This is a genomic window from Streptomyces qinglanensis, assembly GCF_900111245.1.
Lineage (GTDB): Bacteria > Actinomycetota > Actinomycetes > Streptomycetales > Streptomycetaceae > Streptomyces > Streptomyces qinglanensis.
Map to the genome: position 1 here is coordinate 25,790 of NZ_FOGO01000016.1, position 16,870 is coordinate 42,659.

Sequence of the window (16,870 nt, forward strand, 5' to 3'; positions counted from 1 at the left end):
CCGCCGAGCCGGACCCCGCCCGGACCCCCGCGTCCGGGCGGCCCTGCGGCGCCGTCCCGCACGGTCCCGGGGCGGGACGGGCGGGCCGCCCGGCTCCCCTCACAGGAACCCCTCCCACATGTACAGACTCCTCTTCCGTACCGTCTTCTGCCGCATGGACCCCGAGCGGGCCCACCACCTGGCCTTCTCCTGGATCCGCAGGGCGGCGGCCACCCCCGTGCTCCGCACCTTCGCGGCAGCGGCACTCGCCCCGCGCGACCGGCGCCTCCGCGTCGAGGCGCTGGGCCGCCGCATGCACGGCCCGTTCGGCCTCGCCGCCGGGTTCGACAAGAACGCGGAGGGGATCGACGGGCTCGCCATGCTCGGCTTCGACCACGTCGAGGTCGGTACCGTCACCGGCAGCGCCCAGCCGGGCAACCCGAAGAAGCGGCTGTTCCGCCTGGTCGAGGACCGCGCGCTGATCAACCGGATGGGCTTCAACAACGAGGGCGCGGCCGCCGTCGCCGCGCGGCTGGCCGCCCGGCAGCCCGTCTTCCGCCCGACGCTGGGCGTCAACATCGGCAAGACGAAGGCCGTTCCGGAGTCCGAGGCGGTCGCCGACTACGTGACCTCCACCGAGGCGCTGGCGCCGCACGCCGACTACCTGGTCGTCAACGTCTCCTCGCCCAACACTCCCGGCCTGCGGAACCTGCAGGCCACCGAGCACCTGCGGCCGCTGCTGACCGCCGTACGGGAGGCGGCCGACCGCGCCGTGCCCGCGCGGCGCGTCCCGCTCCTGGTCAAGATCGCGCCCGACCTGGCGGACGAGGACATCGACGCCGTCGCCGACCTGGCCGTCGAACTGGGCCTGGACGGGATCATCGCGACCAACACCACGGTCGCCCGGGACGGGCTCGGCCTCACCTGCGCCCCGGAGCTGGCAGCCGAGACCGGCGGGCTGTCCGGCGCACCGGTCGCCGACCGCTCGCTGGAGGTGCTGCGGCGGCTCTACGCGCGGGTCGGCGACCGGCTGGTACTGGTCGGCGTCGGCGGTGTCGGCACCGCCGAGGACGCCTGGCGCCGCATTCTGGCGGGCGCCACCCTGGTGCAGGGGTACACGGCGTTCCTGTACGAGGGCCCGTTCTGGATGCGCCGGATGCACCGGGGACTGGCCCGCCTGCTGGCGGCCAGCCCGTACGCCACTCTCGCCGAGGCCGTCGGCGCCGAACACCGCCGCCAGGAGGGCGCCGCATGACAGCTCAGGGGACGGCCGCCGGAGGCTTCGGGGTCCCGGAGCCCTTCGGGGCGCGACTGCGCCGCGCCATGGACACCCGGGGGCCGCTGTGCGTGGGGATCGACCCGCACGCCTCCCTGCTGCACGCCTGGGGCCTGGCGGACGACGTCGCGGGGCTGGAGCGGTTCAGCCGCACCGTCGTGGCGGCGCTGGCCGACCGGGTGGCCGTGCTCAAGCCGCAGTCGGCGTTCTACGAACGCTTCGGCTCGCGCGGCGTCGCCGTGCTGGAGCGCACGGTGACCGAGGCCCGGGAGGCCGGGGCGCTGGTCGTGATGGACGCCAAGCGCGGCGACATCGGCTCCACCATGGACGCCTACGCCGCGGCCTACCTCGACCCGGGCAGCCCGCTCTTCTCCGACGCGCTCACCGTGAGCCCCTACCTGGGGTTCGGCGCGCTGGCCCCGGCCGCCGAGGCGGCCGCGGCCGGCGGTGCGGGGCTCTTCGTGCTGGCGCTCACCTCCAACCCGGAGGGGCGGGAGGTGCAGCGCGCGGTCGGCGAGGGCGGCTCCACGGTCGCGGCGACAGTGCTGCGCCGATTGGCGGAGCGGAACGCGGGCGCCGAGCCGCTGGGCTCCTTCGGCGCGGTCGTCGGCGCCACGCTCGGTGATCTGTCGGCGTTCGACCTGGCGGTGAACGGCCCGCTGCTCGCGCCGGGCATCGGGGCGCAGGGGGCGACCCCGGCGGACCTGCCCGCGGTCTTCGGGGACGCGGTCGGCAACGTGGTGCCGAGCGTCAGCCGGGGTGTGCTCCGGCACGGGCCCGACGAAACCGGACTGAGAAATTCCGCGGCGGCGTTCGCGGACGCGGTCCGTGCTGCCGTGACCTGAGCCGTCGTGGTTTCGGGGGCGCTCCGCGCACCGGATCGGGCCGCTTTCCGTGCCGGGTCCCGGTGCAGCTCGGGCCGCGCGGCTTCCAAGATCCCACGCTGAGAGCTGAAAACGCGCCAATTATGTCCCGAAAAGTCCGGGTCGGCAGAGGCTGACCTGGACTTTTCGTCTGTTCTCGCTGACTCCGGGGCTCATGCCCGCTAGTCTCCGTCCAGAGCACCGCCAACAGGCGCGTTGCTCGTTGCTCCGCAGGTGCGGGCCTACTAGGTTCCTCACCGATCCGTATCCGACAGTTCGACATCCGAGGTGACGCAGGCGTGGCTCTTCCGCCCCTTACCCCTGAACAGCGCGCAGCCGCGCTCGAAAAGGCCGCCGCGGCTCGCCGGGAGCGCGCCGAGGTCAAGAACCGGCTCAAGCACTCCGGCGCGTCCCTGCACGAGGTCATCAAGCAGGGCCAGGAAAACGACGTGATCGGCAAGATGAAGGTCTCCGCGCTCCTGGAGTCCCTGCCCGGCGTCGGCAAGGTCCGCGCCAAGCAGATCATGGAGCGGCTGGGGATCTCCGAGAGCCGCCGGGTCCGCGGTCTGGGGTCCAACCAGATCGCCGCGCTGGAGCGCGAGTTCGGCGGCGCCAACGCCTGAGGTCCCGGGCACTCCCGTAAACCGGGATAATCACTGCATGAGTTCTGCAGTTCCCCGGGGGGAGACCCCGGCACCCCCGGTCGGCACATCGCGACTGACCGTGCTCTCCGGCCCCTCCGGGGTCGGCAAGAGCACGGTCGTCGCACACCTGCGCAAGGCGCACCCAGAGGTCTGGCTCTCCGTCTCCGCCACCACCCGCAGGCCCCGTCCGGGCGAGCGGCACGGTGTGCAGTACTTCTTCGTGGACGACGAGGAGTTCGACAAGCTGATCGCCAACGGCGACCTGCTCGAATGGGCGGAGTTCGCGGGCAACCGCTACGGCACCCCCCGGGGAGCGGTACTGGAGCACCTCGAACGGGGGGAGCCCGTCCTGCTGGAGATCGACCTGCAGGGCGCCCGGCTCGTCCAGCAGTCCATGCCCGAGGCGCAGCTCGTCTTCCTGGCCCCTCCGAGCTGGGAGGAGCTGGTCAGGAGGCTGACCGGCCGGGGCACCGAGGCGCCCGAGGTCATCGAGCGCCGGCTGGAGGCGGCCCGCACCGAGCTGGCGGCCGAGTCCGAGTTCGACCGGACCCTGGTCAACACCTCGGTCGAGGAGGTAAGCGCTGAGCTGCTAGCCTTGATGCGTATCGGCTGACCTCCAGCGCGCCCGGCGCGCTGCCCGTGCGTCGATTCCCGCTCCATCCACCCTTCGGAAGGCAGAGAGTGTCCTCTTCCATCACCACGCCCGAGGGCATCATCAACCCGCCGATTGATGAGCTGCTCGAGGCCACCGACTCGAAGTACAGCCTCGTCATCTACGCCGCCAAGCGCGCGCGTCAGATCAACGCGTACTACTCCCAGCTCGGTGAGGGCCTCCTGGAGTACGTCGGCCCGCTGGTGGACACCCACGTGCACGAGAAGCCGCTGTCCATCGCACTCCGCGAGATCAACGCCGGACTTCTCACCTCCGAGCCCGTGGAGGCTCCGCCGGTCGTCCCGTAGCCGGTCGGCACCACTTCCACCAGGGGCCCGGCAGCGCGGCTGCCGGGCCCCTGGTGTGTCATAAGGGCAGGACGGCACGTGTACGGGCATGTGGGGAGAGACGAGTGACGCAGCAGTGGGACGGCCGGACGGCAGCCGGCAAGCCGAGGGTCGTGCTGGGAGTGAGCGGCGGCATCGCCGCCTACAAGGCGTGCGAGCTGGCCCGGCGCCTCACCGAGAGCGGGCACGACGTGCAGGCGGTGCCCACTGCCTCGGCGCTGCACTTCGTCGGCGCCGCCACCTGGTCGGCGCTGACCGGCCACCCGGTGGCCACCGAGGTGTGGGACACGGTGCACGAGGTGCCGCACGTCCGGACCGGTCAGGGCGCCGACCTCGTCGTCGTCGCCCCCGCGACCGCGGACCTGCTGGCCAAGGCCGCGCACGGACTCGCCGACGACCTGCTCACCAACACCCTGCTCACCGCGCGCTGCCCCGTCGTCTTCGCCCCCGCGATGCACACCGAGATGTGGGAGCACCCCGCCACCCGGGAGAACGTCGCCACGCTGCGGCGCCGTGGCGCCCTGGTCGTCGAGCCCGCCGTCGGCCGGCTGACCGGGAAGGACACCGGCAAGGGCCGGCTGCCGGACCCGGAAGCGCTCTTCGAGGTGTGCCGGCGGGTGCTGCAGCGCGGAGCGGCCGGAGTCGGCCCCGACCTCGCGGGACGCCATGTCGTCGTCACCGCGGGCGGCACCCGCGAGCCGCTCGATCCGGTGCGCTTCCTGGGCAACCGCTCCTCCGGCAAGCAGGGGTACGCGCTCGCCCGCACCGCCGCGGCCCGCGGGGCGCGGGTGACGCTCGTGTCCGCCAACAGCGCGCTGCCGGACCCGGCAGGCGTGGACCTGGTGCGGGTGGGCAGCGCCGAGGAGCTGCGGACCGCCGTGACCGCGGCGGCCGCCGACGCGGACGCCGTGGTGATGGCCGCAGCGGTCGCCGACTTCCGCCCGGCCGCCTACGCCACCGGGAAGATCAAGAAGAAGGCCGGTCAGGAGCCCGAGCCGCTGGCGCTCGCCCGGAACCCCGACATCCTCGCCGAGCTCGCCGCGCACCGGCCCCGCCCCGGCCAGCTCGTGGTCGGCTTCGCGGCCGAGACGGACCGGGTGCTGGAGCACGGCCGCGCCAAGCTCGCCGCCAAGGGCTGCGACCTGCTGGTCGTCAACGAGGTGGGGGAGAGCAGGACCTTCGGCTCGGAGGAGAACGAGGCCGTGGTGCTGGGCACCGACGGTAGCGAGACGCCGGTTCCGCACGGGCCGAAGGAGGCGCTCGCGGAGACGGTGTGGGACCTGATCGCCGAGCGGTTTCCGGGGCTCTCCGAGGACTGAGCCGGGACGCCCGGTCCGGTGCGGCGGGGTGGCTGTCCCGAGGAGTGGACGCGGAATCATCGCTTCCGCCGCGGGCGCACCGGAAATGTCGACAGGGTGACCGAGTGGGCCGGAAGCCGTCGAACGCGGCTGGAACGGCGCTCTTGACCAGCATCTTCGCTGTCCGACACGCCCTGACATATCCAGATCTCCCGTGCCCTTCCGGTGCTCCTGAAGTCCGGATCGAGCAGGTCATGGTCGTCTCGTAGTTCGAGAGTCCGTGATTGGATGCGGGTGGAGATGGATAAACTGGCCGCGGACCGTGCTTGGGCGCAGCCCCCGACCGGTCCGCCCATGCTCAGCCAGCAGCCGCTGCAACCCCAGGGAGCGATGTGTCGCGCCGCTTGTTCACCTCGGAATCTGTGACCGAGGGTCACCCTGACAAGATCGCTGACCAGATCAGCGACACCATCCTCGACGCCCTCCTCAAGGAAGACCCGCACTCCAGGGTCGCCGTCGAGACACTGATCACCACCGGTCTCGTGCACGTGGCCGGAGAGGTGACGACCAAGGCATACGCCCCGATTTCGACCCTCGTGCGCAACAAGGTCCTCGAGATCGGATACGACTCCTCCAAGAAGGGCTTCGACGGCGCCTCCTGCGGCGTCTCGGAGTCGATCGGCGCCCAGTCGCCCGACATCGCGCAGGGCGTCGACACCGCCTACGAGAAGCGCGTCGAGGGCGACGAGGACGAGCTCGACGAGCAGGGCGCCGGCGACCAGGGCCTGATGTTCGGCTACGCCTGCGACGAGACCGCCGAGTTCATGCCGCTGCCGATCACTCTGGCGCACCGGCTCTCGGAGCGGCTCTCCGCCGTCCGCAAGAACGGCACGATCCCCTACCTGCGCCCGGACGGGAAGACGCAGGTGACCATCGAGTACGACGGCGACAAGGCCGTGCGGCTGGACACCGTCGTGGTCTCCTCGCAGCACGCAGCCGACATCGACCTCGACTCGCTGCTCGCACCCGACATCCGCGAGTTCGTCGTCGAGCCCGAGCTGAAGGCCCTGGTGGACGAGGGCATCAAGCTGGAGACCGAGGGCTACCGGCTGCTGGTCAACCCGACCGGCCGCTTCGAGATCGGCGGCCCGATGGGTGACGCCGGACTCACCGGCCGGAAGATCATCATCGACACCTACGGCGGTATGGCCCGCCACGGTGGCGGCGCCTTCTCCGGCAAGGACCCGTCCAAGGTCGACCGCTCCGCCGCCTACGCGATGCGCTGGGTCGCCAAGAACGTGGTGGCCGCCCGCCTCGCCACCCGCTGCGAGGTCCAGGTCGCCTACGCCATCGGCAAGGCCGAGCCGGTCGGTCTCTTCGTGGAGACCTTCGGCACCGCCGCGGTGGACCACGAGAAGATCGAGCAGGCCATCTCCGAGGTCTTCGACCTCCGCCCGGCCGCGATCATCCGCGACCTCGACCTGCTGCGTCCCATCTACTCGCAGACGGCCGCCTACGGGCACTTCGGCCGGGCGCTGCCCGACTTCACCTGGGAGCGCACCGACCGGGTCGACGCCCTGCGCAAGGCAGTCGGGCTCTGACCCACCGCCGCGTCGGTATCGTCAGCAATCCCTCCGTTCGACCGTCGGAGGCCCGGCACCCCATGCTGGCGGGGTGCCGGGCCTCCGGCGCGTCCGGACGTCTGCGGCCGGGGTGTCAGCTCCCGGGCCTGCCCTCCTGTCCGCTGCCCTCTTCCTGCACTTCCGGGGCCGTGTCGAGACCCGGGACCTCGACCGTCGCCGGGTCGAATCGGTGCCGCACGCTCTCGATCGCGCCCTCCCGGCCCACTTGGACCGCCCCCTCGTGGAGCGCGCGGGCAAGAACCCCCGCGTCTTCGTGACCGGCCGGTACCCCCAACGCGTCCAGGAGCCGTTCGAAGGCGTTCACCGGCGGGGTACCCGGCCCCACTGCTCCAGGTACCTCCAACGGGTGGTTCGAGTGCGGTGCGTCGCCGTCCGGTGCCGGACCGTGCGCCTGGTGGCCCTCCGGCTGCGCCGGCACCCAGTGGGCGTAGCGCTCCGGGACATCCCGGTCGTTGGCGGCTGCGGAGAGCTGCGCGAGCACTCCCAGGTCACCGACGGCCTTGTGGATCTGGTCCTCGTTCTTCGCCAGCCACCACACCACGGCGGTTCCGGTGTCCTGCAGCACGTCCTTGCCCAGGTAGTCGCGCCGGTCCTGCTCGTACCTGCGCTCGTGCGACCACAGCGCTTCGTCCTTGCGGACGGTGGAGAGCTTGCGCAGGCGCGCCGTGTCCGGCTCCGTCAGCGTCAGGGTCACCTCCTCCGCCATGACGAGAAGCCTGCCCCCGGGATCCGGGAGCATCACCGCCAGCTCGCCGACCAACCGGTGCTGAGCCAGTGAGCTTCGCTGCGGCCGGCAGGTCTCAGTGATCTCGCGCGCTCGCTCCAGCACCGCGCCGATGGCGACGCCCGACGGCGAGAACGGTGCGCTGCCCTTCGGCGCTTCTTGCGGACACCAGCGCACGGTGGCCGAGAAACGGAAGTCGTAGTCCTCTGCGGCGGACGGAAGCACCGCATCCGTCACGCGCTGTTCCCGGCGCTCGGGTGGGTCCGTGGGCCGGTCGGGCTCGGTCGTGAACTCCGCGGAGAGCGGGTCGACGGCCGGTGCGGTGAGACGTGGCACAACGGCCACGGCGACTGCCAGGAGCGCCGCTGCCGTGCCCCAGCCCCACGCGGGCCAGCGCATGGCGAGGCCGGTGATGACCAGAACGAGGCTCAGCAGAACGGTGCAGAATCCGGCCACCGTCTTGTGACCAGAGCTCATGAAGTCTCCTCGAACGTCGGGTGTGGTGCGGAGGCGGCGCGCGGCTCTCAGCCCGCGGGCGAGGCGGCCACGGACCGGCAGGAAGCCCACAGCGCATCCACGGTGCGCACACGTTCCGGGACGCCACCGGCCCAGGCGCAGGCGATGGCGTAGACGGTCCCGAAGGCCGCCCGGTGCCGTGCGCATGCCGCGGCCAGGCTGCTGAGTGCCAACCTGCTCGCCGCCGGTTGTGAGCAGACCTGATTCAGCCAGCCGCGCAGTGACTCTTCCCAGGCACCAGGGGGAAGAGCGGCGAATGCTGTTGCCCAGTGGTCGGCGAGCAGGGTGCGCCAGGGGACGTCGTCCGGCAGCCGCGACGGATCGGCCACCTGGAAGAAGACGGCCAGATCGCGCCGCCCCCGAGTGTCGTGTGCGACCCGCAGCCTGCGAAGCAGGCTTCTGTAGAGTCGGTCGTCCGAGGCCGTGATGCGTGACAGGGCCTCACGAGCGGTCCTGCGCACATCCGGGTGCTGGTGGCGGCTCAGATGGCGCAGTCTGACCATTGCTCGGTCGGGGAAGCGACGCGACAGCACCTCGGAGCACACCCCGATCAGGACATGTGCACGCGACGTCGGCAGCGCCGCATCCTGGGACCAGACGTAGAGCCGGTGCCGGAAGGCGCTGCCGTGCCGGGGATCCACCACTCCTTCCGCCAGCGCCCGTGCCGCCATGGACAGTGTCTCTGCGGAAGCGCCGGCCCGGGTCCAGCGTTCGGCTGGGCCGCTGAGGACTTCCGGCGGCCCGGTGCGCAGGCACTCGCGTGCGAAGCGTGTGACGAGCGCCAACCGGTCGGCCGTGCCCAGCGCCGGGAGGTCTGCCGCTTCGTCCATCCAGTTGCCGAGCGGGGCGCGGAGCTGGGGGTAGTTGTCCCAGAACCACGCGCGCACCCGCTCCTGGTATCCGCTCGCGTCGAACCGAACCCGTCCGTCCGCCCCTCGCGTGGCCCTGATCTCGCGTAGCCGGGCGGTCAAGGTGCGCTGCTGGAGAGGCGGCGTGGTCACCTGTGGGTGCTCCGTGACGTGCAGCAGCCGGATCGCCGCCTCGTGGATCGTGTCGGCCCGCGCCTCGTGCAGCAGGGCAGTGGCCAGCAGCAGAGCCCGCTGTGCTCCGCTCTCCAGGTTGTCCATGTGGTTGTCGACGTCCCGCAGTTCGGGTGCGCGGGCGGCCATGGCGACGTCGAGCCAGGCGGAGAAGCCGCTCTCGCCGGGTGCCGTCTCGCGAGCCGCCCTGATCCCCTCGCTCAGTTCCACCACCTCGGCGAGGGTGGCTCCTGCCAGCAGGTGCCCCAATTCCTTCCCGGACAGTTGCGAGGGTTCGGGCCGGATGCCGCACTCGCGCAGGTGCGCCCCCAGGACCTGCACCGGGTCGGGGCGTTCCAGCCTTGCCGTCAGCCTCTGGAGCAGCGGGTCGAATCCGGTCTGCCACTCCTGCGGCAGCACGACGGCGAGCCACGCGTCGCGATCCCGTACGACTTGGACGAAGCCCGGCAACTCGGCCATGAATGCGGTGTAGCGGCGCCGCGTCGTGCCGGACAGGTCGAGCAGGAAGGCCGCGCCTTCTTCCACCTGTGCGGGATCGAGCGCCTGGTCCGTGCCATGCTCCTCTTCGGCCTGATCGACCAGTTCGCGGAACCGCTCCGCACCCTGTGGCAGCTCGCACAGCAGCGCCATGGCCGCCGTGCAGGCTCCGTGTCCGGGCCGGGCACTCAGCAGCACCGTGCGCTGCTCCTCCAGCACCTGCCGGGCACGGGCGCAGCCGGGGGTGGGTGCGAACCGTCGCCTGAGCCCGCGCAGTTCCTGCGCGGCTGCCCGGCGCGGGTTCCGGCCGCTCCGGTCCGGCGCTGCGGAGTCCCGGATCTCCTGGTAGATCGAGATGTGCTGGGCCCCGGCGCCGGAGTTGACCGGGCCGTGGGAACCTTCGAAGTGTGTGACGGGTCCCCTCATCGACGCTTCCCGAACCGGTGCTTGACGTCCCCCCTGTGGTCGCCGCCGGTGTAGGTGGCGCCGTCGCCCTCGATGTGGGGCTGATGCACGTTCTGCGGTCCGGGACCGGTGTTGACGGGTCCTCGCGAATCGTGGATGACGGTGGAGGTGAGACCGCCTGTGACGTCGCGCGCTTGGATGTTGCCGTCGCCGTCCGAGTGCATCGTGTTCGCCACTCCGCCGGGCAGGGGATCGGCGGGGGAGTCCTGGGCTGTGCGGTCGACCAGTCCTGGTACCAACTCGGAGACGACCTCGGCGATGCGTCCCAGGTCGCCGGATGCCTGCTGGTTGTCGTAACGGAGGGACTGCACATAGGCGAGGCGGGTCAGCGGGCGGGGGAGGGCGGAGGCGCTGAGGCGTTCGGAACGCCTGCCGAGCAGTACGGGGACCACCGGGATCTGGCGGGAGAACGATTCCAGCAGCTCCGTGCGCACCCAGTCCTTCTCGTTGTCGAGAGCCCTGCGGTCCGGATGAGCCGTGTCAGGCGCTTCGGCCCACCGTGGGCCGATCAGGGCCAGCAGGACGTCGCTGCGGCGCACCGCAGCGAGCAGCTCGTCGGGATAGAGCTGCCCGGGCCTGATCGATTCGCCGGCGCGGAAGACCAGTCCGTCGCCGAACCGCTGCGTCAGGTCGCGGGCGATGGTGGTGGCAGCTTGTTCGCCGTCTCCCGTGCGGTAGTTGACGAAGACATGCGGCATGGCGGGGCTCCTTGTCCGGTGGGTCATGTTCAGACAGCGCTGGGCGCAGGGATCAGACGTACGAGGCCAGCCAGGGCAGAAGGTTCTGGACGGCCGTGGTCGGGTGTCGACGCAAGGTGATGGCAAGGCGTCGCAGATCGGTTGTGATGGTTGCGGACGCGACGGCATCTGTCGCAGCCGTGAGGGCTTGCACAAGGGCGCACGCATGGTCGATCTCGCCCGCGGCGGCATGGGCGAGGGCGCGGCGTACCCCGTACCTGGCCTGCGACCTGAGCGCGTCGGGCGGGAGTTCAGCCGTCTCGCGGTCCAGCACTTCGGCGGCCTCGCCGGGCCGACCGAGGTCGTGCAGACACCAGCCGGTGATCATCGACACGGGATCGGTGAGGGTGCTGGTGCCGATGACCGGTGCACCGGGAGGTGAGCTGTCCGCGGGCGTGGCGCCGGCAGTGGCCAACAGGGTCCGAGCTTCCTCGAGGCGGCGCATGCAGTCGCGGTGACCGCCGGCGAGTGCGTGCCCCTGCGCCTCCCGCTGGGCGGCCAGCCCGCGCACCCGGTCGCTGTCCGCCAGTTGCCGGGCCCGCTGTGCCAATTCCACGGTCTGCGCCGCATCGCCCCGATACAGCGTGATCAGCCCACGGCGGACCAGAGCGTAGGCGGCCAGTTCCGGGTCGCCGCCCGATGCGGCGAGTTCCACAGCGCGATCCGTCCACCACAAGGCACCCCGGTCGTCTCCGCTCTCCTGTACGAGCCAGCCGATGTACTCCGCGTAACGGGAGGCCAAGGACAGCAGGGCGGCCCTGTGGCGGCCCGCGTGCCTGGCTGAGGCCCGGAGGCTGTGAGTCTGTGCGATGAGTGGCGGCAGTACGAGCTGGGGCCCCGTGCTCTGGCCCAGGCGGCGGTAGTGGGCGAAGAGCGAGTGGGCGGTGCGGAGCAGCGCCGCACTGTCCGCCTGGGGGGCGGGTTGGCCCAGCGGGATGACAGTCGCCGCACCGGCGGCCATCACCGCCCTGCGGGGTACGGGTTCGAAGGATGTGCTTCCATCGGGGTCCATCTGCATCATCCAGATGTCGTCGCCATCGGAACCGGAATCGGGTGTGGGGGCGGGCGGTGTCTCCCGGGGCGGGGGAGCGAGTGCGGCGAGGGCGCCCTCGGCGCCGAGGGCGGAGTCGCACAACCGGGCGAGTTCGGTGGAGGGGGACTTGAGACTGCGTTCGACCTTGCTCAGTTGGCTCTTGCTGTAGTGGACGAGAAGGCTGAGGTGGCCGAGTGTGAATCCCCGCGCGAGGCGCAGCCTGCGGAGTTCGGGACCGAAGCGGGGCGGCTGGTGGGCCGGCTGTGGCACTGAAGACCTCCGAGTCTCTCCTTCCGGGCAGGGGGCCCTCGCCGGATCCCCAGCTTTGGCCGTGCACGCCCGGGTCGACAAGGCGCGTGGGGCGTTTCCCGTTTCCCTTCGTCGCCTTCCGCCCCACCGATCCGGGGGCGGGTCCCTCGCGGCCCCGGCAGCCCCCGGAACGAGGCAAGCAGTGGGAGGACGGCGAGTCGAGAGGACGACACTCGGCGTGAGCATTCCTCTCAGCGGCGGAGCGCGTGCTCACTCCTTGCGCTGGAGGCGTGGGTGAGCGTGGCCGGCGGCTGCCCGGCCGCACCCGTCCGGGCAGTCCGAGGCCAGGGCCGGGGCCTCACCGGGACGGCTCAGGTCCGCCGCCCGGCCGGGCGGCGGCAGCGGCGACCATGCCGGGCGGCGGCGCGGGCCCGGTCCGGTGGGCGGCGGCTGTCCGAGCCGTTTGCGAGACTGAGGCTGTGAGCAGGGGTGACGGCAGCGATGCAGGGGAGCGTCAGCCGCATGCGCCGGAGCAGCTCGCGCTGATCCGGGAGACCGTGCGGGAGCGCAAGGCCAGACAGCCCAGGGCGAAGCCGCGTACCTGGCGGGGGGCCGAGATGGCGGAGCGGCTGCCCGTGGCGCGGGTGCTGGTCGACAAGGGGTTGGTGCACCTCGACCGGTTCTTCGACTACGCCGTTCCCGCGGCGATGGACGAGGAGGCCCAGCCCGGTGTGCGGGTACGGGTGCGCTTCGGCGCGGGGGAGCGGGAGGGCCGCCGCGAGGGAGGCGGCCTCATCAACGGGTTCATCGTCGAGCGCCGGGCCGATACCGACTTCACCGGGCGGCTCGCCCCGCTCGCCCAAGTGCTCTCGCCCGAACCGGTGCTCACGCCCGAACTGCTCGGACTGTGCCGGGCGGTTGCCGACCGGTACGCGGGATCGCTCGCCGACGTGGTCCAGCTCGCCGTGCCGCCGCGCCGCGCCAGAGCGGAGAAGCAGCCCTCGCCGCGCCGCCCGCCCGAGCCCGCGGCGCCGGAGCCCGGCGGGTGGGCGCGCTATCCCGAAGGGCCCGCGTTCCTGCGGGCCGTCGCCGAGAAGGCCGCGCCCCGTGCGGTGTGGACCGCGCTGCCCGGCCCGCAGAGCTGGGCGGACGAGTTGGCCCGTGCCATGGCCACCGCCCTCGCCGCGGGCCGGGGGGCGCTCGCGGTGCTGCCCGACGGGAAGTCGGCGGCCCGGGTGGACGCCGCGCTGACGGCGCTCGTGGGCGAGGGGCAGCATGTGCTGCTGACCGCGGACGCCGGACCCGAGCCGCGCTACCGGCGGTGGCTCGCGGTCAGCCGCGGTGCGGTGCGCGCCGTCGTCGGCACCCGGGCGGCGATGTTCGCCCCGGTGCGCCGCCTGGGGCTGGCCGTCGTCTGGGAGGACGGCGACAGCAACCACAGCGAGGAGCGGGCCCCGCAGCCGCACGCCCGCGAGGTGCTGCTGCAGCGCGCGGTCACCGAGCAGGCGGCGTTCCTGCTGGGTGCGCACGGCTGCACGGTGGAGGCCGCGCAGCTCGTGGAATCAGGCTTCGCGCGGCCGCTGGCCGCCGACCGGGACACCGTACGGGCCGTCATGCCCCGGGTCCGTACGGCGGCCGAGGGCGACGCCGGCCGTGATCCGGCAGCCCGCAGCGCCCGGCTGCCGAGCCTGGCCTGGCGCGCCGCGCGGGACGCGCTGGAGCGCGGCCCGGTGCTGGTGCAGGTGCCGCGCCGCGGCTATGTTCCGCGGCTGGTCTGCGAGCGGTGCCGCGAGCCGGCCCGGTGCGCGCACTGCTCGGGTCCGCTGGAGGCGGCCGCGGAGGGCACGGCGCTGCGGTGCGGCTGGTGCGCGCGGGAGACCCCGCAGTGGCGCTGTCCCATGTGCTCCGGGACGCGGCTGCGCGGCAGTGTGATCGGCGCCCGCCGCACGGCGGAGGAGCTGGGGCGCGCGTTCCCCGCGGTGCCGGTGCGGACCTCGGGCGGCACCCACGTGCTGGAGTCGGTGCCGGGTCGTCCCGCGCTGGTCGTCGCGACTCCCGGTGCGGAGCCGGTGCCGGAGGGCGGCGAGGGGTACGCGGCCGCGCTGCTGCTCGACGGCTGGGCGCTGCTGAGCCGCCCCGATCTGCGTGCGGGCGAGGAGGCCCTGCGCCGCTGGCTGGGTGCCGCCTCGCTGGTCCGTCCGCAGGGCGAGGGCGGGACGGTGGTGGTGGTCGCGGAGGAGTCCGTGCGGCCGGTGCAGGCGCTGGTGCGCTGGGACCCCGCGGGACATGCGCTGCGCGAGCTGGCCGACCGCGCGGAGCTGGGCTTTCCACCGGTGTCCCGGATGGCTGCGGTCACCGGTCCGCCCGAGGCGGTCGCCGGACTGCTGGCCGCGGCGCAGGATGCCGGGCTGCCCGAGGGTGCCCAGGTGCTCGGCCCGGTGCCCCTTCCGGTGCCGGAGCCCGGAAGGCCCCGCAACCCGGGGGACCCGCCGCCGGGGGAGCAGTGGGAGCGGGCGCTGGTGCGGGTGCCGCGCGGCAGCGGTGCAGCGCTGGCCGCGGCGTTGAAGACGGCGCAGGTGGGCCGGTTGACCCGCAGGGAGGGGCCGGTCGCGCAGGTGCGGGTCGATCCGCTGGACATCGGGTGAGGCAGGGCGGGCGGGCCGCAGTTCGGCGCCTGGGTGCCGGTCGGACGTCCGCGCGCCGCGCGCCGCTCCGGAGCCGCCGCGGTGCAGGGGGCGGACATGTCGCGCTGTCCGGTGCGGGCGGCACCGGACAGCGGCGGGGTACGGATGTGCGGCGGGGGTGCGAAAGCCCTCTGGCGGGACCGGGTCCGGAGGCGAACGCGGCACGCGGTGGCGGCGCGCGCCGCACGGGCTCGGCCGGCCGCCGGTTCAGCCGTTGCGGGGTGCGGGCAACGCCCCTGTACGCGGCTCCTTCCGCATCTCCCGGTAGGAGTCCTGGCGGCCGTCCTGGCGCCCGTCGTGCCGCGGCTCGTGCCGGGCGTCGTACGGCTGCTGGGCAGGGGGCTGCTGCGGCGGGATCGAGCGGGCCGCCGGTACCGACGCCGGCCGGTGGGCCGGAGAGGCACCGGGCGCCGCCGGAAGCGACCGGGAGGCGGCGGGTACGGCCTCGGGCTGCCGGGGCACCGGCGAGGGGGACGTGGACGGCGCGCCGGTCGGGGAGGACGGGGAGGTGGGAGCGGGAGCCTCGGCGTTCTCGGCGGCGCCGGCCGCGGTGCCGCGCCGGGAGGAGCCGTACCTGCGGTGCACGGCCTGCTTGGTGACGCCCAGAGCCGAGCCCACGGCGTCCCAGGAGAAGCCGAGGGAGCGGTCGAAGTCCACCGCCGCCGTCACCAAGGTCTCGACGCTGTCACGTAGTTCCTGGGCGAGTCGGACGGTCGGCGCTGGTGCGCGGCCGTAGACGACGAAGCCCGCGGCCGGGCCGGTGCGCCGCGGACGATAGACGTTGCCCAACTGCGCCGTGAGGGTGCGCAGCGCGTCCACCTGCCGGCGGACCCGCTCGATGTCCCGCACCAGAAGATGCAGGCTGGCCCGCGCCTGGGCGTCGTGGGTTGCGTGGTCGGCCATGAAGAAGCCTCTCGGACCTGTTGACATGGGGGCGTCCAGCTACGGAGCTGGAGAGGATGACTGGCTGTGCGGAAGAGTGGGGCTGGCTGTGCGGAAGAGGGGGGAGCGAGGCCGCGGCGCGGTGGCGGGGCGGCGCTCGGTTCGGTCAATCTGACTTGACCAACGCCGCGATGGGCTCTCTGGTCACGCTCCGGGGGCGCGGAGGTCGTACCGGCAGGGCGCGCGGAAGCCCGCACGCCCCCCGGGGCATCACGTCGCCGCTGACCGTAAACTGTGCTGTCTTTCCCCATGTGAGAGGTAGTTCGCCACTGATGAAGCTCGTCTTCGCCGGCACTCCCGAGGTCGCCGTCCCCGCGCTCGACACCCTGATCGCCTCCGCACGGCACGAGGTCGCCGCGGTGGTCACCCGGCCCGACGCGCGTGCGGGGCGGGGCCGGAAGCTGGTGCCCAGCCCCGTGGCCCAGCGCGCCGAGGAGGAGGGCATCGAGGTGCTCAAGCCCGCGCGCCCCCGGGACGAGGACTTCCTGGCCAGGCTGCGCGAGATCGGGCCCGACTGCTGCCCCGTCGTCGCCTACGGCGCGCTGCTGCCCCGGGTGGCGCTGGATGTGCCCGCCCGCGGCTGGGTCAATCTGCACTTCTCGCTGCTGCCCGCCTGGCGTGGCGCCGCGCCCGTGCAGCACGCGCTGCTCGCGGGGGACGAGATGAGCGGCGCCAGCACCTTCCTCATCGAGGAAGGACTGGACTCGGGGCCGGTCTACGGGGTGGTGACCGAGGAGGTGCGGTCCCGGGACACCAGCGGCGACCTGCTGACCCGGCTCGCCTTCGCGGGCGCCGGTCTGCTGGCCGCCACCATGGACGGGATCGAGAACGGCACGCTGCAGGCGGTGCCGCAGCCGCAGGAGGGCGTCTCCCTCGCGCCGAAGATCTCCGTGGAGGACGCCCGGATCGACTGGGCGGCGCCCGGGCTCCGGGTCGACCGGGTGGTGCGCGCCTGCTCGCCCGCGCCCGGCGCCTGGACCGCCTTCCGCGGAGAGCGGCTGAAGGTCCGGTCACTGCTGCCCGACAGCGGTGCCGGCTCCGGAGCCGCCGCGCTCGCCCCCGGCGAACTGCGGGTCGGCAAGAACGCGGTACACGTCGGGACGGGTTCGCACCCCGTGGAGCTGGAGTGGGTGCAGCCGCAGGGCAAGAAGCCGATGCGGGCGGCCGACTGGGCCCGCGGCAGCCGCATCGAGCAGGGCGCCCGCTTCGACGCCCCGGTTCCCTGAGCCGGGGACGCCGAGCACGACCCGTCGCCGCCCTTCCCCGGCCGGGCCGTAGGGTGGGGGTCTCGACACCCTGAT

At 73.1% G+C, this 16,870-nt stretch carries 14 protein-coding genes; 9 read left to right on the plus strand and 5 right to left on the minus strand.

Translation table 11 applies throughout. The features are described from left to right. The first annotated feature begins 118 nt into the window (after nucleotides 1-118). The 7 genes from BMX65_RS26695 to metK all read left to right on the plus strand — a co-directional run bounded on the left by BMX65_RS26695 (nucleotide 119) and on the right by metK (nucleotide 6,660). Nucleotides 119-1,234 carry a quinone-dependent dihydroorotate dehydrogenase gene (locus BMX65_RS26695; protein WP_075002920.1) on the plus strand — a complete coding sequence of 372 codons (1,116 nt, stop codon included), beginning with the start codon at nucleotides 119-121 and terminating at the stop codon, nucleotides 1,232-1,234. After that, nucleotides 1,231-2,100 (plus strand): orotidine-5'-phosphate decarboxylase, encoded by an 870-nt coding sequence (pyrF, locus tag BMX65_RS26700; RefSeq protein ID WP_075002921.1) that lies wholly within the window; start codon nucleotides 1,231-1,233, stop codon nucleotides 2,098-2,100. The genes BMX65_RS26695 and pyrF overlap by 4 nt, the downstream gene beginning before the upstream one ends. Nucleotides 2,101-2,417: 317 nt before the next feature. Further along, complete coding sequence (locus tag BMX65_RS26705) at nucleotides 2,418-2,741, plus strand: integration host factor (protein WP_019356158.1); 324 nt, start codon at nucleotides 2,418-2,420, stop codon at nucleotides 2,739-2,741. A gap of 37 nt (nucleotides 2,742-2,778) precedes the next feature. Further along, entirely contained in the window at nucleotides 2,779-3,375 is a 597-nt protein-coding gene (gene gmk / locus BMX65_RS26710) for a guanylate kinase (protein ID WP_075002922.1), read from the plus strand. Nucleotides 3,376-3,443: 68 nt separating this feature from the next. Beyond that, nucleotides 3,444-3,722, plus strand: coding sequence for a DNA-directed RNA polymerase subunit omega (gene rpoZ / locus BMX65_RS26715; protein ID WP_019356160.1), 279 nt, complete (start codon nucleotides 3,444-3,446; stop codon nucleotides 3,720-3,722). A gap of 104 nt (nucleotides 3,723-3,826) precedes the next feature. Further along, a complete protein-coding gene (coaBC, locus tag BMX65_RS26720) occupies nucleotides 3,827-5,080 on the plus strand; it encodes a bifunctional phosphopantothenoylcysteine decarboxylase/phosphopantothenate--cysteine ligase CoaBC (protein WP_075002923.1) in 1,254 nt (417 codons plus the stop codon). A 371-nt stretch (nucleotides 5,081-5,451) separates the two neighbouring features. Beyond that, nucleotides 5,452-6,660: a methionine adenosyltransferase gene (gene metK, locus BMX65_RS26725; RefSeq protein ID WP_075002924.1), complete on the plus strand. Its 1,209-nt coding sequence runs from the start codon at nucleotides 5,452-5,454 to the stop codon at nucleotides 6,658-6,660. Between the two features lie 115 nt (nucleotides 6,661-6,775). Here metK and BMX65_RS26730 read toward each other — a convergent pair whose 3' ends face one another. From BMX65_RS26730 to BMX65_RS26745, 4 genes are read right to left on the minus strand one after another with little or no spacing between them, the layout of a single operon-like run. Beyond that, a complete protein-coding gene (locus BMX65_RS26730; protein WP_143081892.1) occupies nucleotides 6,776-7,903 on the minus strand; it encodes a hypothetical protein in 1,128 nt (375 codons plus the stop codon). A 47-nt stretch (nucleotides 7,904-7,950) separates the two neighbouring features. Then, a complete protein-coding gene (locus BMX65_RS26735; RefSeq protein ID WP_075002926.1) occupies nucleotides 7,951-9,885 on the minus strand; it encodes a hypothetical protein in 1,935 nt (644 codons plus the stop codon). After that, on the minus strand, nucleotides 9,882-10,622 hold the full coding sequence (locus BMX65_RS26740; RefSeq protein ID WP_075002927.1) for a toll/interleukin-1 receptor domain-containing protein: 741 nt from the start codon (nucleotides 10,620-10,622) through the stop codon (nucleotides 9,882-9,884). The genes BMX65_RS26735 and BMX65_RS26740 overlap by 4 nt, the downstream gene beginning before the upstream one ends. Before the next feature lie 52 nt (nucleotides 10,623-10,674). Beyond that, nucleotides 10,675-11,964, minus strand: a complete 1,290-nt coding sequence (locus tag BMX65_RS26745; protein ID WP_075002928.1) for a helix-turn-helix domain-containing protein — start codon at nucleotides 11,962-11,964, stop codon at nucleotides 10,675-10,677. 458 nt (nucleotides 11,965-12,422) lie between these two features. Between BMX65_RS26745 and BMX65_RS26750 the strand changes: the two genes are divergently transcribed. Beyond that, complete coding sequence (locus tag BMX65_RS26750; protein ID WP_075002929.1) at nucleotides 12,423-14,588, plus strand: primosomal protein N'; 2,166 nt, start codon at nucleotides 12,423-12,425, stop codon at nucleotides 14,586-14,588. A 246-nt stretch (nucleotides 14,589-14,834) separates the two neighbouring features. Here BMX65_RS26750 and BMX65_RS26755 read toward each other — a convergent pair whose 3' ends face one another. Beyond that, nucleotides 14,835-15,530, minus strand: a complete 696-nt coding sequence (locus BMX65_RS26755; RefSeq protein ID WP_075002930.1) for a hypothetical protein — start codon at nucleotides 15,528-15,530, stop codon at nucleotides 14,835-14,837. Nucleotides 15,531-15,841: 311 nt separating this feature from the next. Between BMX65_RS26755 and fmt the strand changes: the two genes are divergently transcribed. Beyond that, complete coding sequence (fmt, locus tag BMX65_RS26760; protein WP_075002931.1) at nucleotides 15,842-16,795, plus strand: methionyl-tRNA formyltransferase; 954 nt, start codon at nucleotides 15,842-15,844, stop codon at nucleotides 16,793-16,795. Nucleotides 16,796-16,870 lie beyond the last annotated feature (75 nt).